The following is a 20,819-nucleotide window of genomic DNA, read 5'->3' on the forward strand; positions in this document are numbered from 1 at the left end:
GGGGCGAGCCCAGCTAGAACGCGCTGCAGACGCGCAGCACCTCGGCGCCATAGGCCTCGAGCTTCTTGGTGCCGATGCCGCTGATGCCCTGCAGGTCTTCCAGCGTCGCGGGCGCGCGTTCGGAAATTGCCGCCAGCGTGGCATCGTGGAAGATCACGTAGGCCGGCAGGTTGTGCTCGCGCGCCACTTCGGCGCGCCAGGCCTTGAGCGCCTCGAAGCGCTTCTGGCCGTCGGCATCGAGTGCCGCGGCCGCCGGAGACGGGGCGCCGCGCGCCGCTTTCTCGCGCCGGGGCTTGCTGCCGCCGCGCGCGGCCGGCGACGAGACCGACTCGCGCAGCGTCACGTTCGCTTCGCCCTTGAGCACCGCGCGCGAGCCTTCCGTGAGCTTCAGGGTGTTGAAGGCTTCCGCATCGACGGCCAGCGCGCCCGTGGCGATGAGCTGCCGTAGCACGCCGCGCAGCTGCACTTCGCTGAACTCCGCGCCGATGCCGAAGGTGCTGATGCGCTCATGCCCGAACTGCTTGACCTTCTCGGTTTCCTTGCCGCGCAGAATGTCCATGATGTGGCCCGCGCCAAAGCTGATGCCACTGAGCTGCTGCACGCGGTAGATGGTGGAGAGCAGCTTGCGCGCGGCATCGGTGCCGTCCCACACCTGCGGAGGGTTCAGGCAGTTGTCGCAGTTGCCGCAGGGCGTGCTCTTCTCGCCGAAGTAGCCCAGCAGTCGCACGCGGCGGCAGTCGCTCGCCTCGGCCAGCGAGAGCAGCGCATCGAGCTTGCCGCGCATCACCTGCTTGAATTCTTCGCCCGCGGGGCTTTCGTCGATCATGCGGCGCTGGTTCACCACGTCCTGCAGGCCGTAGGTCATCCAGGCATCGGCCGGCGCGCCGTCGCGGCCCGCGCGGCCGGTTTCCTGGTAGTAGCCCTCGATGTTCTTGGGCATGTCGAGGTGGCCCACAAAGCGCACGTCGGGCTTGTCGATGCCCATGCCGAAGGCGATGGTCGCGACCATCACCACGCCCTCTTCGCGCAGGAACCGGTCCTGGTGCCTCTGGCGCACCGCCGCGTCCAGGCCCGCGTGGTAGGGCAGCGCGTTGATGCCGGCGCCCTGCAGCATCACGGCCACGTCTTCCACGCGCTTGCGCGACTGGCAATAGACCACGCCCGCATCGCCTTCGTGCTCGCGCTCGATGAAGCGCAGCAGCTGCGTGGTCGCGTCCTTCTTCTCGACGATGGTGTAGCGGATGTTCGGCCGGTCGAAGCTGGAGACGAACTGGCGCGCCTCCTCGAGCTGCAGCCGCTCGACGATGTCGGCGCGCGTGAGCGCATCGGCGGTGGCCGTGAGCGCGATGCGCGGCACGCCCGGATAGCGCTCGTGCAGCACCGTGAGCGCGCGGTACTCGGGGCGGAAGTCGTGGCCCCACTGGCTCACGCAATGCGCCTCGTCGATCGCGAACAGCGAGAGCTTGCCGCGCTCCTTCAGCGAGTCGAGCTGCGAGAGAAAGCGCGGCGTGTTCACGCGCTCGGGCGCCGCATACAGCAGCGTGATCTCGCCGCGCAGCATGCGGCGCTCCACGTCCTGCGTCTGCTCCCAGTCGAGCGTGGAATTCAGGAAGGCCGCGTTCACCCCGGCCTCGTGCAGCGCGCCGACCTGGTCGTGCATCAGCGCGATCAGCGGCGACACCACCACCGAGACACCGCGCCCCGCGCGCTGCCGCGCAATGGCCGGGATCTGGTAGCACAGCGACTTGCCGCCGCCCGTGGGCATCAGCACCAGCGCGTCGCCGCCGCCCACCACGTGCTCGACGATGTCCTGCTGGGCTCCGCGGAACTGCGAATAGCCGAAGACTTCGTGAAGGATGTCGGCGGGTGCGCTGCTGCTGCCGGGGGCGTCGAGGGGGAGGGGAGCGAGCGAGGACACAGGCAGCGGATGCGAAGGGTGGAGGTGGGCGAAGAGGGAAGGCGCCGATTGTCCCCCAGCGGCATCGATATGACTGTGGCACGAGGTTTGCAATCGTGAGACCCGTCCCGCCGCCTCTCCTGTATAGACAGCGATCTGGTGCGTTCTTGCTGAAAGAATGCACCAAAACGGCTCTCTCGGGTTATCCTGTATATACAAGTTGGGGCGCTTGGCAACAATGCGAGGCGCGCGCAGCCCGTGATCGGGGGCGCATTGCCGAGCCTTATCCCCAGAAAACAGACCCAGGAGTACCCATGGTCAAGACGGTAGTTGTGAAATTCGCTTCGCTGCTAGCAGCAGGTGCATGTGCAGCGGGCATGGCCCAGACGGCCGCCGCGCAGGAAACCAGGATTGCGCTCGGCATGTCCGGCTGGACCGGCTTTGCGCCGCTCTCGCTGGCCGACAAGGCCGGCATCTTCAAGAAGAACGGCCTGGACGTCGAACTCAAGATGATCCCGCAGAAGGACCGCCACCTCGCGCTGGCCGCGGGCGCGATCCAGTGCGCGGCCACCACGGTGGAAACGCACGTGGCCTGGAACGCCAACGGCGTGCCCATCGTGCAGATCTTCCAGATGGACAAGTCCTATGGCGCCGACGGCCTCGCCGTGCGCAACGACGTGAAGAGCTTCGCCGACCTCAAGGGCAAGACCATCGGCGTGAGCGCACCCGGCACCGCGCCCTATTTCGGCCTGGCCTGGATGCTCAACAAGAACGGCATGACGCTGAAGGACGTGAAGGTGGTCTCGCTCGAGCCCCAGCCCGCGGCGCAAGCCTTCGTGGCCGGCCAGAACGACGCCGCCATGACCTACGAGCCCTACCTGTCGACCGTGCGCGCCAACCCCGCCGCCGGCAAGATCCTGGCCACCACGCTCGACTACCCGATGGTGATGGACACCGTGGGCTGCGCGCCCACCTGGCTCAAGGCCAACGCCAAGGCTGCGCAGGCGCTCACGCAGTCGTACTTCGAGGCGCTCGACATGATCAAGACCGACCCGGCCAAGGCCAACGAGCTCATGGGCTCGGCCGTGAAGCAGAGCGGCGAGCAGTTCGCCAAGTCGTCGGCCTACCTGCGCTGGCAGGACAAGGCGGCGAACCAGAAATTCTTCGCGGGCGAACTCACCAGCTTCATGAAGGAAGCCACGCCCATCCTGCTGGAGGCCGGCGTGATCCGCAAGGCGCCTGAAGACTACGCAGCCACCTTCGATGCAAGCTTCGTCAAGTAAGGCCCTGCCGCAGGTGCCGCCGCGCGCGGCGGCGCCTGCATCGGCCGCAACCCCCCAGGCCGCCGCGCCCGCGCGGCGCCGGTCGCTCGCGCCGCTCGAACCCATCGGCGGGCGCGCCCGCGCGCTGCTCGGCCTCGGCTTCTTCGTGGCCTTCGTGCTCGTGTGGTCCATTGCCACGCTCGGCGGCTTCGTGCCGCCGACCTTCCTGGCCAGCCCCGTCACCATGCTGAAGGAAGGCTGGATGCTGTTCGCCGAGTTCGGCTTCATCGGCGACGTGGGCATGACCGTGTGGCGCGTGTTCGGCGGCTTCCTGCTGGCCGCCGTGCTGGCGGTGCCGCTGGGCATTGCCATGGGCACCTGGAAGGCCGTGGAAGCTTTCTTCGAGCCTTTTGTCTCGTTCTGCCGCTACCTGCCGGCGTCCGCCTTCATTCCGCTGCTCATCCTGTGGGCGGGCCTGGGCGAAATGCAGAAGCTGCTGGTGATCTTCATCGGCTCGTTCTTCCAGATCGTGCTGATGGTGGCCGTGACCGTGGGCGGCGCGCGGCGCGACCTGGTCGAGGCCGCCTACACGCTGGGCGCGAAGAGCCGCGGCATCGTGGCGCGGGTGCTCATTCCGGGTGCCGCCCCGGGCATTGCCGAGACGCTGCGCCTGGTGCTCGGCTGGGCCTGGACCTACGTGATCGTGGCGGAACTCATCGGCTCCTCGTCGGGCATCGGCCACATGATCACCGACAGCCAGGCCTTGCTGAACACCGGGCAGATCATCTTCGGGATCATCGTGATCGGCGTGATCGGGCTGGTGTCCGACTTCGCTTTCAAGGCGCTCAACCGCCGCATGTTCGCCTGGGCTGCACTCTGATGAACGATCAACTTTCCATCCAGGGCGTATCGCGCGTCTTCACCGGCACCAAGGGTCAGCGCACGCAGGCGCTGCTGCCCATCGACTTCGAGGTGCGCGAGAACGACTTCGTCACCATCCTCGGCCCCTCGGGCTGCGGCAAGTCGACGCTGCTGCGTATCGTCGCGGGGCTCGACTTTCCGACCACCGGGCAGGTGCTGCTCGATGGCGAGCGCATCGAAGGCCCGGGCGCCGACCGCGGCGTGGTGTTCCAGAGCTACACGCTCTTTCCGTGGCTCACGGTGGCGCAGAACATCCGCTTCGGCCTGCGCGAGCGCGGCATGAGCGAAGCCGACCAGAAGGAGCGCAGCGAGTTCTTCATCGCAAAGGTGGGCTTGCGCGGCTTCGAGCACCATTTTCCGAAGCAGCTCTCGGGCGGCATGCAGCAGCGCACCGCGATTGCGCGCGCGCTCGCCAACGACCCCAAGATGCTGCTGCTCGACGAGCCCTTCGGCGCGCTCGACAACCAGACCCGCGTGCTGATGCAGGAACTCTTGCTCGGCATCTGGGAGTCGGCACGCAAGACGGTGCTGTTCGTCACGCACGACATCGACGAGGCGATCTTCATGGCCAACCGCGTGGCGGTGTTCAGCGCACGGCCGGGCCGCATCAAGACCGAGATCGCGGTCGACTTTCCGCATCCGCGCAGCTACACCATCAAGACCTCGCCGGAGTTCATGGAAATCAAGGCGCGGCTGACGGAAGAGATTCGCGCGGAGTCGATGGCGGCTGCGGAGCACTAGGATGGAACCTTGCTCTTTTGTTCTTCGTGTCGTGCGTTTGCCGCACTGTTCAGGGCGCGCTCCCGCCGACGGGGTACGCGGCGAAGCGAATGTCCTCCGGCCTGCGGCCTCCCCCTTGATTTCGCTGCGCAAGGCACCCCATCGACGGAAGCGTTGCGCAGAGGGGTGGTTGATCGGCGGTACACCACGAGCGTGCCCTGGTGCACAGGGCATCGGGTGCTCCCCGCAGCGAAATAAAGGAGGAGGCGAAGCCGGGGGACATTCGCGGAGGGGAGTACCCGGTGGCCTGTGCACGCGCCCTGAACGAGAGCGCCAAGAACCACAGCGCCAAGAACAGCAGATGGAAAGAAGCGCATGAAACGCGACCTGCCGTCTCTCGCGCTCTATGCGCAAGTCAAGGATCACATCTCCCGCCGGATCCAGGACGGCACCTGGCCGGCCGGGCATCGCCTGCCGTCCGAGAGCGAGCTGGTCACGCAGTTCGGCATCTCGCGCATGACGGTGAACCGCGCGCTGCGCGAGCTCATGGAGCAGGGCCGCATCGTGCGCGTGGCCGGCGTGGGCAGCTTCGTGGCCGAGAACAAGCCGCAGTCCACGCTGCTGCAGATCGCCAACATCGCGAGCGAGATCCGCCAGCGCGGGCACGACTACCGCTGCGAGATGCTCGCGGTGGAACGCCTGTCCGCCTCGCCCGACGTCGCCGCCTGGCTCGACATGCGCGCGGGCACCTCGGTGTTCCACAGCGTCTGCCTGCACCTGGAGAACGACACGCCGGTGCAGCTCGAGGAGCGCTACGTCAATCCGCTGGTCGTGCCCGATTTCCTCGAGCAGGACTTCGCCGCCGTGCCGCCCAGCGAGTACCTGGTGCGCAACGTGCCCTTCGACCAGATCGAGCACGTCGTCGATGCCGTGCTGCCCACCGCCGAGCAGGCGGGCCGGCTCGCGATGGAACCCACCGACCCCTGCCTGCTGCTCACGCGCCGCACCTGGACGCGCAACACGCCGGTCACCTGGGTGCGCTGCCTGCATCCGGCGTCGCGCTACAGCCTGGGCAGCCGCTTCCGAGCCGACGGCAACCCCAGCTTCGGTTGATTTTTTCGTCACGGAAACCGAAGGTTTTCTCTCGCAACCACTTGTATAGACAGGTTCACATGCCAAGAAGCAATCACACCGCCACCACCCTGACCCTCACGCCCGGCAAGGTGGACCTCGCCATGCTGCGCCGCATCCAGGCCGGCGGTGTGCGGCTGGCGCTCGACCCTTCGGTGCAGGAGGGCATGGCGCGCGCCGAAGCGGCGGTGCGCCACATCGTCGACAACGACCAGGTGGTCTACGGCATCAACACCGGCTTCGGCAAGCTCGCGAGCACGCGCATCGGCAACGACCACCTGGCCGAGCTGCAGCGCAACCTCGTGCTCTCGCACAGCGTGGGCACGGGCGAGCCGCTGGCCGCGCCGGTGGTGCGCATGGTGCTCGCGACCAAGGCCGTGAGCCTGGCGCGCGGCCATTCGGGCGTGCGGCCGGCGCTGGTCGATGCGCTGCTGGCGCTGTTCAATGCGGGGGTCATGCCGCGCATTCCGTGCAAGGGCTCGGTGGGCGCCTCGGGCGACCTCGCGCCGCTTGCGCACATGGCCTGCGTGCTGATCGGCGAGGGCGAGGCGACCACGGCCGACGGCGCGGTGGTCAGCGGCGCCGAGGCCATGTGCCTCGTTGGTCTCGAACCCTTCGTGCTCGGTCCCAAAGAAGGCCTGGCGCTGCTCAACGGCACCCAGGTGTCGACCGCGCTCGCGCTCGCCGGCCTGTTCGGCGCGGAAGACGTGTTCGCTTCGGCCTTGATGTCGGGTGCGCTCTCGCTCGAAGCCATCCAGGGCTCGATCAAGCCTTTCGACGCGCGCATCCATGCCGCGCGCGGCCAGCCGGGGCAGATCGCGGTGGCGGGCGCCGTGCGCACGCTGCTCGAAGGCAGCGAGATCGCGCCCTCGCACGCCGACTGCGGCCGCGTGCAGGATCCGTATTCGGTGCGCTGCATTCCGCAGGTGATGGGCGCCTGCCTCGACAACCTCGCGCATGCCGCGCGCGTGCTGGTGATCGAAGCCAATGCCGCATCGGACAACCCGCTGGTGTTCTGCGACACCGGCGAAGTGATCTCGGGTGGCAACTTCCACGCCGAGCCGGTGGCCTTTGCGGCCGACATCATCGCGCTGGCCGTGAGCGAAGTGGGCGCCATTGCCGAGCGCCGCATCGCGCTCTTGCTCGACACGGGTCTCTCGGGCCTGCCGCCGTTCCTGGTGCGAGACGGCGGCCTGAATTCGGGCTTCATGATCGCGCAGGTCACGGCCGCCGCGCTGGCGTCGGAGAACAAGTCGCTCGCGCATCCCGCGAGCGTCGACAGCCTGCCGACCTCGGCCAACCAGGAAGACCACGTCTCGATGGCCACCTTCGCGGCGCGCCGGCTCGGCGACATGGTCAACAACACGGCGGTCGTCGTCGGCATCGAGGCGATGGCCGCTGCGCAAGGCATCGAACTCAAACGCGGGCTCAAGAGCTCGCCGCTGGTGGAGGCGGAGTTCGCCGCCATCCGCCAGAAGGTCGCCTTCCTCGAACGCGACCGCTACCTCGCGCCCGACATCGAAGCCATGCGCCAGTGGGCGCTGAAGGCCGAGCTGCCGGCCGCGCTACTGAACATCCTGCCCAGTCACTCGTCGTAAGAACCGCTCTACCGATTAGGAGAACCCGCCATGAACGCTCCCGAAAAATTCGCCCTTCAGACGCCCGATGCCACCGACCCGCGCCACGATCCGACGCGCGTGATCCGCGCCCCGCGCGGCAGCACGCTCAACTGCAAGAGCTGGCTCACCGAAGCGCCGTTCCGCATGCTGCAGAACAACCTCGACGCCGAGGTGGCCGAGCGTCCGCAAGACCTCGTGGTGTACGGCGGCATCGGCCGCGCGGCGCGCAACTGGGCCTGCTATGACCAGATCCTCGCGTCGCTGAAGGAGCTGAACGACGACGAGACGCTGCTCATCCAGTCGGGCAAGCCGGTCGGCGTGTTCAAGACGCACGAGAACGCACCGCGCGTTCTGCTTGCCAATTCGAACCTCGTGCCCAAGTGGGCCAATTGGGAGCACTTCAACGAGCTTGACCGCCAGGGCCTCTTCATGTACGGCCAGATGACGGCTGGCAGCTGGATCTACATCGGCAGCCAGGGCATCGTGCAGGGCACCTTCGAGACCTTTGTCGAAGCCGGCCGCCAGCACTACGACAACAGCCTCGCGGGCAAGTGGATCCTCACGGCCGGCCTGGGCGGCATGGGCGGTGCGCAGCCGCTCGCGGCCACGCTCGCGGGCGCGGTGTCGCTCAACATCGAGTGCCAGCAGACCAGCATCGACTTCCGCCTGCGCACGCGCTACGTCGACAAGCAGGCGCGCGACATCGACCATGCGCTCGAACTCATCCAGAAGCATTGCGATGCGAAGGAGGCCGTGTCGATCGCGCTGCTCGGCAATGCGGCCGACATCCTGCCCGAGCTCGTGAAGCGCGCGAAGGCCGGCGGCATCAAGCCCGACCTCGTGACCGACCAGACCTCCGCGCACGACCTCATCAACGGCTACCTGCCTTCGGGCTGGACCGTGCCGCAATGGCAGGCCGCGATGAAGGACGCCTCGCAACACGATGCGCTCAAGAAAGCCGCCGCAAAGTCCTGCGCCGTGCACGTGCAGGCCATGCTCGACTTCCAGGCCATGGGCATTCCCACGGTCGACTACGGCAACAACATCCGCCAGGTCGCGTTCGACGAAGGCGTGCAGAACGCCTTCGACTTCCCGGGCTTCGTGCCGGCGTACATCCGCCCGCTGTTCTGCGAAGGCAAGGGCCCGTTCCGCTGGGTCGCGCTTTCGGGCGACCCGGAAGACATCTACAAGACCGATGCCAAGATCAAGGAGCTGTTCCCCGAGAACACCCACACGCATCGCTGGCTCGACATGGCGCGCGAGCGCATAGAGTTCCAAGGGCTGCCCGCGCGCATCTGCTGGCTTGGCCTCGGCGAGCGCCACATCGCGGGCCTGGCCTTCAACGAGATGGTGAAGAGCGGCGAACTCAAGGCGCCCATCGTCATCGGCCGCGACCACCTCGACACCGGCTCGGTCGCCAGTCCGAATCGCGAAACCGAAAGCATGAAGGACGGCACCGATGCCGTCTCCGACTGGCCGCTGCTCAACGCGCTGCTCAACACCGCCGGCGGCGCCACCTGGGTCAGCCTGCACCACGGCGGCGGCGTCGGCATGGGCTACTCGCAGCACTCGGGCGTGGTGATCGTGTGCGACGGCACCGACGCCGCGGCCAAGCGCATCGAACGCGTGCTCTGGAACGACCCGGCCACCGGCGTGATGCGCCATGCGGATGCGGGCTACGACATTGCCGTGGCCACCGCCAAGAAGCAGGGCCTCAATCTGCCGATGATCAAGAAAGGCTGATGCGATGTCTGCCGCCGAAACGAAATCCGAACCCATCTACCTGCACTACCTGAACCACCTCGACGTGCAGGCGCTCGCGATGACCGATGCCGAGATCGTCGCGGCCGTCGAAGAGGGCCTGCTTGCCCAGGGCCGCGGCGAGACCACCATCGAGCCGCGCATGCACCTGGTGCCCGAGAAGGACTACCCGGGCCACTTCAACGTGCTGCGCGGCTACATCCGTCCGCTCGGCGTGGCCGGCGTGAAGGTGGTGGGCGACTTCTATCGCAACTACCAGGTCGGCCTGCCGTCCGAACTCGCGCTGCTGAACCTGTTCGATCCGAAGACCGGCGTACCGGTGGCCATCGTCGATGCCTCCGACATCACCGACATGCGCACCGGCGCGATCACGGCCATCGGCGCCAAGCATCTCGCACGCAAGAATTCGAAGATCCTCGGCCACATCGGCGCGCGCGGCACCTCGTACTGGAACGTGCGCCTGCTCGACTCGATCTTCGACTTCGACGAGATCCGCGTGCACTCGCGCCGGCCCGAGAGCCGCAACGCCTTCGCCGCCAGGCTGGAGCGCGACCTCGGCAAGAAGATCGTCGTGACCGAGGACTGGGAATCGTGCGTGCGCGGCGCCGACATCGTGGTCGAGGCCTCGCGCCTCGAGAAGCCGGAGCCGGTGCTCAAGACCGAGTGGATCAAGAAGGGCGCCTGCGTCATTCCGTACGGCACCATGAGCGCGGTCGAGCTGTCGCTGACCGACATCATGGACAAGATGGTGATGGACGACTGGGGCCAGGCCAAGGCCGGCCCCTTCGGTGCACTGCGCGCGCACGTCGACAGCGGCCGGCTGTCGGAAAAGACGCTGCACGCCGAGCTCGGACAGATCGTCGCGGGCCTGAAGCCCGGGCGCGAGAGCGACGAAGAGACCAACCTGTTCTGGCATCGCGGCCTCTCGCTGTCGGACATCGCGCTTGGCGCGGCGATGCTCGCGAAGGCGAAGAAGATGGGGCTCGGCCAGCAACTGCGCTTCCGTTGACCGGCGCATCCGAGCCACTGCGATGACACCCGTCGCCAACGCGCGCATGTACTCGGCCACCGCCTCGGTGCGCGCCAACTGGAAGCAGCTTCTCGCGTGGGCGCTGGCGCGCGCGGGCCTCGCGTGGGACGTGATCGACTACGACGCGCCCGCGCCGCTCTCGGCGCTGTGGGCGCGCGACGATCTCGGGCTCGCGATGATGTGCGGCCTGCCGTTCTCGCAGCGCGCGCCGCGCCCCACGCTGGTGGCCGCGCCGCTGCCTTCGCCCGCGCGCTATGGCGGCCGGCCGGTGTACTTCACCGACATCGTGGTGCGCACCGGCTCGGCCTTCGAAACGCTGGCGGACACCTTCGGCGGCATCGTGGGCTACACGCTGGCCGACTCGATGTCGGGCGGCGTGGCGTTGCGCAACCATCTCGCACCGTATCGCGCGGCGCGCGGCACGCGTCTTTACCGCGGTGCCGTCGGCGGCCTCATCCATGCGCGCGGCGTGATCGAGGCCCTCGTCGAAGGCCGCATCGACGTGGGCCCGCTCGACAGCTACTACCACGACCTGCTGCGGCGCAACGAGCCGGCGCTCGCGCAGAAGGTGCGCATCGTCGACAGCACCGAGGCCATGCCGATCCCGCCGCTCGTCGCGACGGCGCCGCTCACGCCCGGCGAGCTCGCGCGCATTCGCAGCGCATTGCAGGAAGCCACCCGCGCGCCCGAACTCGCGGCCGTGACGGAACGGTTGTTGCTTGCAGGTTTCGTCTCGCCCGATCCTGCGGACTACGACGTTCTTGCGGCGATCTCCCTTCGTTCCATTCCCCCTTTCGAGGAACTCTGATGTCGATCAACCGCCGTGCGGCCGTCCTGTTGCCCCTGTTGCTTTGCGCCGCGCCATGGCCCGCGCATGCGCAGGCCTATCCCGAGAAACCCATCCACGTCGTCGTGCCGTTCGCGCCCGGCGGTCCGGCCGATGCGGTGGCCCGCATCCTCGGCCAGGAGCTGGTCGACACGCTGGGCCAGCCCTTCATCATCGACAACAAGGTCGGCGCCGCGGGCAACATCGGCGTGGCGCAGATCGCCAAGGCCGCGCCCGACGGCTACACGCTCGGCATCGTGCCGGTCGGCAATGTCGCGGTGAACCCGAGCCTCTTTCCGTCGCTGCCCTACAAGGTGTCGGAGCTGCAGCCGGTCGCCATGCTCGCGGTGGTCGAGAACGTGCTGGTCGTCCATGCATCCGTGCCGGCCAGCTCGGTGAAGGAACTGCTCGCGCTCGCCAGGCAGAAGCCCGGCACGCTGAGCTTCGCCTCGCCCGGCGCCGGCAGCCAGGCGCACCTGGCCGGCGAACTGATGGCGCTCGACGGCGACGTGCAGCTGATCCACGTGCCGTACAAGGGCATCGGCCCGGCGCTCAACGATGTGGTGGGCGGGCAGGTCACGATGATGTTCGGCTCGCTCTCGGCCGTGCTGCCTTTCGTCAAGAGCGGCAAGCTGCGGGCGATCGGCCTCGCGAGCCTCAAGCGCTCGGCCGCGATGCCGGAACTGCCCACCGTTGCCGAACAGGGCCTGCCCGGTTTCGAAGCCATCTCCTGGTATGCGCTGATGGCGCCGGCCGGCACGCCGAAGGCCATCGTCGACCGCCTCAACGCGGAAACGGCGCGCGTGCTGGCCAAGCCCGAGATGAAGGAGAAGTTCGCGGGCCTGGGCCTCGAGCCCGGCACCGGCAAGCCGCAGGACATCGCCGCGAACATCCAGAGCGAAAGCGCGCGCTGGTCGGCCGTGATCCGAAAAAGGAACATCAAGCCGGAGTGAGCCGAGGTCACCGCGGCGCGCATCTCGCGCGCTGCAATAGCCGTCGCTGCACTTTTTTTCTTTCATTTTTCAAACCCACGGAAGCCTTCACATGAACACCCGCCGCACCCTCGTTGCCGCCGCACTCTCCAGCCTCGCCTTCTTCGGCTTCGTCACCACCGCGCAAGCGCAGGGCGAGCCGCTGCGCGTGGCCACCGACGCCACCTTTCCGCCGATGGAATACGTGGAGAACGGCAAGCGCACGGGCTTCGATGTGGAACTGGTCGAGGCCATCGGCAAGACGCTGGGCCGCAAGATCGAATGGATCGACATCGACTTCAAGGGCCTCGTGCCAGGCCTGATCTCCAAGCGCTTCGACATGGCCGTGTCGGCCATCTACATCACCGACGAGCGCAAGAAGGTCGTCGACTTCACCATGCCCTACTACGCGGGCGGCCTCGTGGTGATGGTGAAGGACGGCAACACGGCCATCAAGACGCCGGCCGACATCAACGGCAAGAAGGTCAGCGTGCAGGTGGGCACCAAGTCGGTGGCCTATACCAAGGAGAAATTCCCGCAGGTGCAGCTGATGGAAGTCGAGAAGAACCAGGAGATGTTCAACCTCGTGGACATCGGCCGCGCCGACGCCGCGGTGACCGGCAAGCCCGCGGCCTACCAGTATGTGCGCACGCGAGGCGGCCTCAAGGTGCTGCCCGAGCAGATCACCACCGAGGAATACGGCATGGCCATCCGCAAGGACACGCCCGAGCTCACCAAGGCCGTGAACGGTGCGATCGAGAAGCTCAAGGCCGACGGCACCTACGAACAGATCGTGAAGAAATGGTTCAGCGCCAACGCCAAGTAAGCGGACTATGGATTTCGACTTCTCGCCGGTCTGGCAGGGCTGGCCCGACCTGCTGCGCGGCGCGCTGGTCACGGTGGAGATCACCGCCTGCGCGTTGGCGCTCGGCTGCGTGCTGGGCCTGCTGGTGGGCATCGGCCGGCTCAACCCGAAGCGGCGCTGGCTCTACGGCGTTTGCACGGCGTACGTCGCGGCCATCCGCGGCACGCCGCTGCTGGTGCAGCTGTTCATCCTGTTCTTCGGTTTGCCGCACTTCGGCATCCTGCTGCCGGCCTTTTTGTGCGGCGTGCTGGGGCTGGGCGTGTACTCGGGTGCGTACGTGTCGGAGATCGTGCGCGGCGCGATCCAGTCGATCGACAAGGGTCAGACGATGGCGGCGCAGTCGCTGGGCATGACACCCGGCACGGCGATGCGCGAGATCGTGCTGCCGCAGGCGGTGGTGCGCATGATCCCGCCGCTGGGCAACGAGTTCATCGCGCTCATCAAGAACTCGGCGCTGGTGTCGCTGCTGACGATTCACGACGTGATGCACGAGGGGCAGAAGATCATCAGCGTGTCATACCGCTCGCTGGAGGTCTACCTGGCCATCGCGTTCGTGTACTTCGTGCTCACGGGCACGATGACGCTGGTTCTCCGGCACTTCGAGCAGAAGCTGCGGCAAGGCGGGTTGATCCGATGAGTGGCGCTGCATTCGCATTTCTCCCTTCCTTCCCGGGGGAGGGCTGGGGTGGGGGCACGACGGCCTCACCCTTTGCGCGGCGCTCGTTGGGCGCGGCCCCCATCCCGGCCTTCCCCCGGAAGGGGAAGGAGCAAGAGGACCGGTCATGAACAACGTACAGCGCTTCTCTCGCAGTTCTCTCCCGGCCATGCCATGGAAGAACGGCGGCGGCACCACGCAGGAAATCGTCAGCTGGCCGCAGGGCGCGGGGCTCGACAGCTTCGGCTGGCGCGCAAGCATCGCGACGATCGCGGCGGCCGGGCCGTTCTCGGTGTTCGCTGGCGTGGACCGCAGCATCATGCTGCTCGAAGGCGACGGCGTGCGGCTGTTCACGCACGACGGACGCATCGAGCACCGGCTCGACGTGCCGCACCGGCCGTTCGCGTTCAGCGGCGACGATGCGATCGACTGCGCGCTGCTCGGCGGCGCAGCATCGAACGACTTCAACATCATGACGCGCCATGGACAGTGGCGCGCCGATGTGCGGGTGCTGGACCACGCATCGACCAGCGAGGCCGCGCCGCACGGTGTGCTGCTCGCGCTCCGCGGTGCATGGCGCCTGAACTGCGAGCCCTGCCGCGAAGGCGATGGGCTGTACTGGACCGACAGCGCGCAGGCATGGCAGGCCGAGCCCGAGGGCGAAGGCGCGCGGCTCGCTGCGGTTCGCATCGTGCCGGCGTAAGCTGTGCAAACACGAGACAAGACATGAAATACCCAAGCTCGTTCCCGTCAGCCGACGGCCTCTGGACCGGCCTGCGCCTGGCGCCCGGTGCCGCGCCCGGCGCCGCCCTGGACGCCGATACCGAAGCCGCGATCGCGGTGACCGACGGCACTGTCCGCTGGGCCGGCGCACGCAGCGCCCTGCCGGCCGGATTCGCAGGCCTGCCGCCGCACGATGGCGGCGGCGCGCTCGTCACGCCCGGCCTCGTCGATTGCCACACGCACCTGGTCTACGGCGGCCAGCGCGCCAACGAATTCGCGATGCGGCTCGCGGGCGCCAGCTACGAAGAAGTGGCGAAGGCCGGCGGCGGCATCGTCGCGTCGGTGCGCGCCACGCGCGAGGCCGATGAAGAAGCGCTCTTCGCGCAGGCCGCGCCGCGGCTCGAACAGCTGCTGGCCGACGGCGTCTGCGCCATCGAGATCAAGTCGGGCTACGGCCTTGCGCTCGAGCACGAACGCAAGCAGCTGCGCGTGGCACGGCGCCTGGGCGAGGCCTACGGCGTCACGGTGCGCACCACCTTCCTCGGCGCGCACGCGCTGCCGCCCGAATATGCGGGCCGCAGCGGCGACTACATCGATCTCGTCTGCAACGAGATGCTGCCCGCGCTCGCGGCCGAAGGGCTGGTCGATGCGGTGGACGTGTTCTGCGAACGCATCGCCTTTTCGCTTGCGGAAACCGAGCAGGTGTTCCAGGCCGCGAAGGCGCTGGGCCTGCCGGTCAAGCTGCATGCCGAGCAGCTCTCCGACATGGGCGGCGCCGCGCTCGCCGCGCGCTACGGCGCGCTGTCGTGCGACCACGTCGAGCACTTGTCGGCCGAAGGCATCGAGGCGATGCACCGGTCGGGCAGCGTGGCGGTGCTGCTGCCCGGCGCCTACTACACGCTGCGCGACACGCAGCTGCCGCCCATCGAGGCGCTGCGCACCGCCGGCGTGCCGATGGCCGTGTCGACCGACCACAACCCCGGCACCTCGCCTGCGCTGAGCCTGCTGTTGATGATGAACATGGCCTGCACGCTGTTCCGCCTGACCGTGCCCGAGGCGCTGGCCGGCGTCACCGTGCATGCGGCGCGCGCGCTGGGCCTGCAAAAAACGCACGGTGTGATCGCCGAAGGCATGCCCGCCAACTTCGTGCTCTGGAACCTGCGCGATGCGGCCGAGCTCGCCTACTGGTTCGGCCAGCGTCCGGTGCGCAGCGTCGTGCGGCAAGGCCGCATCGCCGTGGAGGCTGCCCGATGAACGCGCTGTTCGCGGCCGATGCGCTGCTGCCCGGCGGATGGGCGAAGAACGTGCTGCTGTCGTGGAACGATGCCGGCCAACTCACGCAGGTGCAGTCCGCCGCCCAGCGGACAGCGGGCGCGCCGGTGGCGAACGGCCCCGTGATCCCCGGCATGCCCAACCTGCATTCGCACGCCTTCCAGCGCGCCTTCGCGGGGCTCACCGAATACCGCGCCCAGCAGCAGGACAGCTTCTGGAGCTGGCGCACGCTGATGTACCGCTTCGCCGCGCGCCTCGGGCCGCAGCACATGGAGGCCATCGCGACCTGGCTCTATGCCGAGATGCTCGAAGCGGGCTACACCAGTGTGTGCGAGTTCCAGTACGTGCACCACGATGCCGATGGCCGCCCCTATGCCGACGATGCGACGCTGAGCCTCGCATTGCTGCGCGCCGCGAAGAAGACGGGCATCGGCTTCACGCTGCTGCCCGTGCTCTACCAGGCCAGCGGCTTCGGCGGCCTGCCGCCCAACGAAGGGCAGCGCCGCTTCATCCGCTCGACCGATTCGATGCTGCGCCTGCTCGACACGCTGAAGCCCGCCTGCGACGCGCAAGGCGCGCGGCTCGGGCTTGCGCCGCATTCGCTGCGCGCCGTGCCGCCCGATGCGCTGCGCGAAGCCGTGGCTGGCCTCGATGCCATCGACCCGAGCGCGCCCATCCACATCCACATCGCCGAGCAGACCAAGGAAGTTGACGACTGCGTGGCCTGGAGCGGCCAGCGTCCGGTGGCGTGGCTGCTCGACCATGCGCCGGTCGATGCGCGCTGGTGCCTGGTGCATGCCACGCACATGGATGCGGCCGAATACGAGCGCGGCGCGAAGAGCGGCGCAGTGGCCGGCCTGTGTCCGACCACCGAGGCCAACCTCGGCGACGGCATCTTCGACTTTTCCGCATGGCGCCACCATGGCGGCGCCTGGGGCCTGGGCTCCGACAGCCATGCCACGGTCAATGCCGCGGAAGAACTGCTGATGCTCGAATACAGCCAGCGCCTGGCCTGGCGGCAGCGCAACGTCGGCGCGAGTGCGGCGCAGCCGCACGTGGCCACCGCGCTCACGCTCGATGCGGTGCGCGGCGGCGCGCAGGCCTCGGGCCGGCCCATCGGCGGCCTGGCCGTGGGACAGCAGGCCGACTTCGTCGTGCTCGATGCCGCACACATCGCGCTGCAAGGCCTGCCAGCGCCCGACATGCTGTCGTCGCATGTCTTTGCGAGCCACCGCACCTCGGCCATCGACACCGTCTGGGTGTCGGGCCAGCCGCGCGTCGCGGCCGGCCGCCATGCCCTGCACGACGAGGCCGCCGCCGCATTCGTCGCGGCGCGCAGCCAGCTTCTTCTTCTGGAAAATTGAGCCCCATGAGCTTCACCACCACCGAACCCGCCTTCCGCTTTCGCCAGGGCACGCGTCCCTTGCTGATCTCCATGCCGCATGTCGGCACCCATGTGCCGCCCGCGCTCGCCGTCCGCCTGACCGACGAGGCGCGCCAGGTGCCCGACACCGACTGGCACCTCGAGCGGCTCTACGACTTCGCCGATGCGCTCGGCGCCTCGGTGCTCGTTGCCACGCATTCGCGCTATGTGGTCGACCTGAACCGTCCGCCGGATGGCGCCAGCCTCTATCCGGGCCAGAGCGTCACCGGCCTGTGCCCGGTCGACACCTTCGACGACACGCCGGTCTACGCCTCCGCCGCCGACCTGCCGGACGACGATGAAATCGCCGCGCGCCGCGATGCCATCTGGCAGCCCTATCACCAGCAGCTGCAGGCCGAGCTCGACCGCCTGAAGGCCGCGCACGGCACCATCGCGCTGTGGGACGCGCACTCGATCCGCTCGGTGCTGCCGCGCTTCTTCGAGGGCAAGCTGCCCGACCTGAACCTGGGCACCAGCAAGGGCACGAGCTGCGACCCGGCGCTGGCCGCCACGCTGCTGGGCATCGCCGAATCGGCCACCGGCTACACCGGCGTGCTCAACGGCCGCTTCACGGGCGGCTACATCACGCGCCAGTACGGCAACCCCGCCGCCGGCGTGCACGCGGTGCAGCTGGAGATGACGCAATCGAGCTACATGCAGGAGAAGCTGCCCTTCGACTACCTGCCCGACGTGGCGGCCGGCGTGCAGCCGCATGTGCGGCGCATGATCGAGGCGGTGCTGGCGTTCGTCGAAAGCCGCTAAAGCACCGACGGCGGCCAGGGACAGTCTCGCTTCCTACAATCGGAAGTTATGAAGCCCCTCGTCTATACCCGCGGCCAGGCCTTGGCCGGCATCCTCGAAAAGCGCATCGCCATCCTCGATGGCGCAATGGGCACGATGATCCAGCGCTTCAAGCTCACCGAAGAACAGTACCGGGGCGAGCGCTTCAAGGACTTCGAGCGCGACGTGAAGGGCAACAACGAGCTGCTCTCGCTGACGCGGCCCGACGTGATCCGCGACATCCACGAGGGCTACCTCGCGGCCGGCGCCGACCTGATCGAGACCAACACCTTCGGCGCGACCACCATCGCGCAGGAGGACTACAGGATGGCGCACCTCGCGCGCGAGATGAACCTCGAATCGGCCAAGCTCGCGCGCGCGGCCTGCGACAAGTTCAACACCCCGGACAAGCCGCGCTTCGTGGCCGGCGCCCTGGGCCCGACGCCCAAGACCGCGAGCATCAGCCCCGACGTGAACGATCCCGGCGCGCGCAACGTCGACTTCGAGCAGCTGCGCGCGGCCTACTACGAGCAGGTCGAGGCACTGGTCGAGGGCGGTTCGGACGTGATCCTGGTCGAGACCATCTTCGACACGCTCAACGCCAAGGCCGCGCTGTTCGCGGTCGACGAGTATTTCGACAACAGCGGCCAGCGCCTGCCGCTGATCATCAGCGGCACCGTGACCGACGCCTCGGGCCGCATCCTCAGCGGCCAGACCGTGACCGCGTTCTGGCACAGCGTGCGCCATGCGCAGCCGCTGGCCGTGGGGCTCAACTGCGCGCTCGGCGCGGCGCTGATGCGCCCCTACATCCAGGAACTGGCCAAGGTGGCGGGCGACACCTTCATCAGCTGCTATCCGAACGCCGGCCTGCCCAACCCGATGAGCGAGACCGGCTTCGACGAGACGCCCGACGTCACCTCGCGGCTGCTGCACGAGTTCGCGGCCGAGGGGCTGGTCAACATCGTGGGCGGCTGCTGCGGCACCACGCCGGACCACATCGCGGCCATCGGCCGTGCCGTGGCGCCGATCGCAGGCCGGCTATTGAACAACAACGCCGGCTTCTACCGCGAAGCCGCGTGACTGGCGCTTGCGCCCTCGGCTGATTGACGGCATCCGGGCCGCCGCCTAGGCTGGCGGCGCAAAGGAAGCCTGATCATGAACAACAAACTCTCGATGCGCTCGATCGGCATCGGCGCCATGGCCCTGTTCTTTCCGCTGGCGGCCGCGGCGCAGCAGGCCTTCACGCGCGGCGCGGTCAACCTGCGGGCCGGGCCCTCGGGCGACTATCCGCTGGTGGCGCGGCTCGGGCCGGGCCAGCCGCTCGACGTGATCGGCTGCACCGGCGGCTACAGCTGGTGCGACGTGGTGCTGCCCGACGGCGGGCGCGGCTGGGTCTGGGCCAGGAGCCTCGACTACGCCTACCAGGAGCAGCGCGTGCCGCTGGCCACCTACGCGGCGGTGATCGGCGTACCCATCGTGAGCTTCGTGATCGGCAGCTACTGGGCCGACTACTACCGCGACCGGCCCTGGTACGGCGAGCGTCGCTGGTGGGGCAGCCGGCCACCGCCGCCGCCGATGCCCGGCTGGCGTCCCCCGCCGCCGGTGCGGCCGGCCTGGCAGCCCAAGCCCTGGCCGGGCCCGGGTTTCAAGCCCGCGCCGGTGCCCGGCGTGCGTCCGCACCCCGGGCCGGGCCACCGTCCACAGCCGGGGCTGGGCGTCCGCCCACCGCAGCCGGGCCCGGGCTTCCGCCCGCCGGCGGACCCCGGCTTCAAGCCGCCGCGGCCCCAGCCGGCTTTCCGGCCCGGGCCCTTGCCCGGCACACCGAAAGCGCATCAGGGCGGCGGCCGGCCCGGCGGCGGTGAAGGCGGCGGCAAGGGTGGCGGCCATGGGGGAGGCGGCGGCAAGGGCGGCGGGCACGGCCACCGCGATTAGGGTCTGCCAACAGGTCCGGTCCCTGATCAGCCCCGCGCATCCGCCGCAGAAATACCCGCCGCGGCCTGCCGGTCGCGCGCAATCAGCGCCACGAAGCGCTGCGCCCCCAGCCCCAGCGGCCGCTCGCGCGACCACACCACGTCGACCCACAGGTCGAGCCCGTTGCTGAGGTTCTCGAACGGAATCTCGACCAGCGCGCCCGCGGCGACGTGCGGCTTGGCGAAGTTGCGCGGCAGCCAGCCCCAGCCGAGACCGGCCGTGATCAGGCTCAGCGCGGCCAGCGCGTTGTCGGTGCGCCAGACGTGGCGCGCGAACACGAAGCGCGGATCGCTGGTGGCCAGGTCGCGCCCTGCCACGACGATCTGCCGGGTGTTCGTGAGGTGCTCTTCGCGCAGCCGCTCGCCGCCGGCCGCCAGCAGCACCGGGTGGCCGGGCGCCATCACGGCCACCATGGTGTCGCTGCCGACTTCCTGAAAGCCTTCCCGCCCGTCGAGGCTCGGGCGCTCGAACACCAGCGCCAGCTGCGCGCGGCCGCTGTGCAGCAGCGCCAGCGCGTCGGCCTGCGGCGCGGCCAGCACTTCGACCTGCAGCAGCGGATATTCCTCGGCCAGTGCGGCCAGCGGCCCGCTCCAGGGCGCGGCCAGCAGTTCGGGCGCAATGGCCAGCGTGAGGCGGTTTTCGAGGCCCTGCGTGAGCGCCAGGGCCTGCACCTGCAGCTGCTTCAGCTGGGCCGCCAGGAGGCGCGCCTGCGGCTCCAGCGAGCGGGCGGCGGCGGTCGGCTGCGGCTCGCGGCCGCTGCGGTCGAACAGCGGCAGGGCCAGCTCGGCCTCGAGGTTGGCAATGGCCATGCTGACGGCCGAGGGCACCTTGCGCAGCGCGCGCGCCGCGGCCGAAAAGGAGCCGTGGTCGATCACGGCCAGGAAGACTTCGACGTTGTCGCTCGAGAAGCTCATCTATCAATAAAACTGAAATAAGTTGACTTTTTATATCAGCAGCAAGCACATAAAGTCCAGCCATTGCCTTCATTGCCA

19 protein-coding genes are annotated in these 20,819 nt (G+C 68.5%); 17 read left to right on the plus strand and 2 right to left on the minus strand.

Translation table 11 applies throughout. The features are described 5' to 3' along the window. Positions 1–13 precede the first annotated feature (13 nt). Entirely contained in the window at positions 14–1,918 is a 1,905-nt protein-coding gene (gene recQ, locus QFZ47_RS13500) for a DNA helicase RecQ (RefSeq protein ID WP_307656116.1), read from the minus strand. Positions 1,919–2,211: 293 nt separating this feature from the next. Between recQ and QFZ47_RS13505 the strand changes: the two genes are divergently transcribed. The 17 genes from QFZ47_RS13505 to QFZ47_RS13585 all read left to right on the plus strand — a co-directional run bounded on the left by QFZ47_RS13505 (position 2,212) and on the right by QFZ47_RS13585 (position 19,788). Next, on the plus strand, positions 2,212–3,180 hold the full coding sequence (locus QFZ47_RS13505) for an ABC transporter substrate-binding protein (RefSeq protein WP_307656117.1): 969 nt from the start codon (positions 2,212–2,214) through the stop codon (positions 3,178–3,180). After that, on the plus strand, positions 3,161–4,039 hold the full coding sequence (locus QFZ47_RS13510) for an ABC transporter permease (protein ID WP_307656118.1): 879 nt from the start codon (positions 3,161–3,163) through the stop codon (positions 4,037–4,039). Before QFZ47_RS13505 ends, QFZ47_RS13510 begins: the two co-directional genes overlap by 20 nt. Continuing rightward, positions 4,039–4,821: an ABC transporter ATP-binding protein gene (locus QFZ47_RS13515; RefSeq protein WP_307656119.1), complete on the plus strand. Its 783-nt coding sequence runs from the start codon at positions 4,039–4,041 to the stop codon at positions 4,819–4,821. Before QFZ47_RS13510 ends, QFZ47_RS13515 begins: the two co-directional genes overlap by 1 nt. A gap of 354 nt (positions 4,822–5,175) precedes the next feature. Beyond that, positions 5,176–5,913: a histidine utilization transcriptional repressor HutC gene (hutC, locus tag QFZ47_RS13520; protein ID WP_307656120.1), complete on the plus strand. Its 738-nt coding sequence runs from the start codon at positions 5,176–5,178 to the stop codon at positions 5,911–5,913. Between the two features lie 59 nt (positions 5,914–5,972). Then, positions 5,973–7,529 (plus strand): histidine ammonia-lyase, encoded by a 1,557-nt coding sequence (hutH, locus tag QFZ47_RS13525; RefSeq protein ID WP_307656121.1) that lies wholly within the window; start codon positions 5,973–5,975, stop codon positions 7,527–7,529. A gap of 30 nt (positions 7,530–7,559) precedes the next feature. Next, positions 7,560–9,293 carry a urocanate hydratase gene (hutU, locus tag QFZ47_RS13530; protein ID WP_307656122.1) on the plus strand — a complete coding sequence of 578 codons (1,734 nt, stop codon included), beginning with the start codon at positions 7,560–7,562 and terminating at the stop codon, positions 9,291–9,293. Positions 9,294–9,297: 4 nt separating this feature from the next. Further along, positions 9,298–10,320 carry an ornithine cyclodeaminase family protein gene (locus QFZ47_RS13535; protein ID WP_307656123.1) on the plus strand — a complete coding sequence of 341 codons (1,023 nt, stop codon included), beginning with the start codon at positions 9,298–9,300 and terminating at the stop codon, positions 10,318–10,320. A 22-nt stretch (positions 10,321–10,342) separates the two neighbouring features. Beyond that, positions 10,343–11,149: a phosphate/phosphite/phosphonate ABC transporter substrate-binding protein gene (locus tag QFZ47_RS13540; RefSeq protein WP_307656124.1), complete on the plus strand. Its 807-nt coding sequence runs from the start codon at positions 10,343–10,345 to the stop codon at positions 11,147–11,149. Beyond that, entirely contained in the window at positions 11,149–12,120 is a 972-nt protein-coding gene (locus QFZ47_RS13545; protein WP_307656125.1) for a Bug family tripartite tricarboxylate transporter substrate binding protein, read from the plus strand. Before QFZ47_RS13540 ends, QFZ47_RS13545 begins: the two co-directional genes overlap by 1 nt. Before the next feature lie 91 nt (positions 12,121–12,211). Next, complete coding sequence (locus tag QFZ47_RS13550; protein WP_307656126.1) at positions 12,212–12,964, plus strand: transporter substrate-binding domain-containing protein; 753 nt, start codon at positions 12,212–12,214, stop codon at positions 12,962–12,964. 7 nt (positions 12,965–12,971) lie between these two features. Beyond that, the gene (locus QFZ47_RS13555) at positions 12,972–13,640 is read left to right on the plus strand and encodes an amino acid ABC transporter permease (RefSeq protein WP_307656127.1); all 669 of its coding nucleotides are present in this window, start codon (positions 12,972–12,974) and stop codon (positions 13,638–13,640) included. Positions 13,641–13,785: 145 nt separating this feature from the next. After that, positions 13,786–14,361 (plus strand): HutD/Ves family protein, encoded by a 576-nt coding sequence (locus QFZ47_RS13560; RefSeq protein ID WP_307656128.1) that lies wholly within the window; start codon positions 13,786–13,788, stop codon positions 14,359–14,361. A 23-nt stretch (positions 14,362–14,384) separates the two neighbouring features. Next, a complete protein-coding gene (hutI, locus tag QFZ47_RS13565) occupies positions 14,385–15,635 on the plus strand; it encodes an imidazolonepropionase (RefSeq protein ID WP_307656129.1) in 1,251 nt (416 codons plus the stop codon). Further along, positions 15,632–17,017, plus strand: a complete 1,386-nt coding sequence (locus tag QFZ47_RS13570) for a formimidoylglutamate deiminase (protein ID WP_307656130.1) — start codon at positions 15,632–15,634, stop codon at positions 17,015–17,017. The genes hutI and QFZ47_RS13570 overlap by 4 nt, the downstream gene beginning before the upstream one ends. Positions 17,018–17,022: 5 nt before the next feature. Then, positions 17,023–17,838: an N-formylglutamate deformylase gene (gene hutG, locus QFZ47_RS13575; RefSeq protein WP_307656131.1), complete on the plus strand. Its 816-nt coding sequence runs from the start codon at positions 17,023–17,025 to the stop codon at positions 17,836–17,838. A 48-nt stretch (positions 17,839–17,886) separates the two neighbouring features. Then, positions 17,887–18,936, plus strand: a complete 1,050-nt coding sequence (locus QFZ47_RS13580) for a homocysteine S-methyltransferase family protein (RefSeq protein ID WP_307656132.1) — start codon at positions 17,887–17,889, stop codon at positions 18,934–18,936. A gap of 75 nt (positions 18,937–19,011) precedes the next feature. After that, positions 19,012–19,788, plus strand: coding sequence for an SH3 domain-containing protein (locus tag QFZ47_RS13585; protein WP_307656133.1), 777 nt, complete (start codon positions 19,012–19,014; stop codon positions 19,786–19,788). Between the two features lie 26 nt (positions 19,789–19,814). Here the strand turns inward: QFZ47_RS13585 and QFZ47_RS13590 are convergent, their stop codons facing one another. Next, a complete protein-coding gene (locus tag QFZ47_RS13590) occupies positions 19,815–20,741 on the minus strand; it encodes a LysR family transcriptional regulator (RefSeq protein ID WP_307656134.1) in 927 nt (308 codons plus the stop codon). Positions 20,742–20,819 lie beyond the last annotated feature (78 nt).

It is taken from the genome of Variovorax paradoxus (assembly GCF_030815975.1).
Lineage (GTDB): Bacteria > Pseudomonadota > Gammaproteobacteria > Burkholderiales > Burkholderiaceae_C > Variovorax > Variovorax paradoxus_N.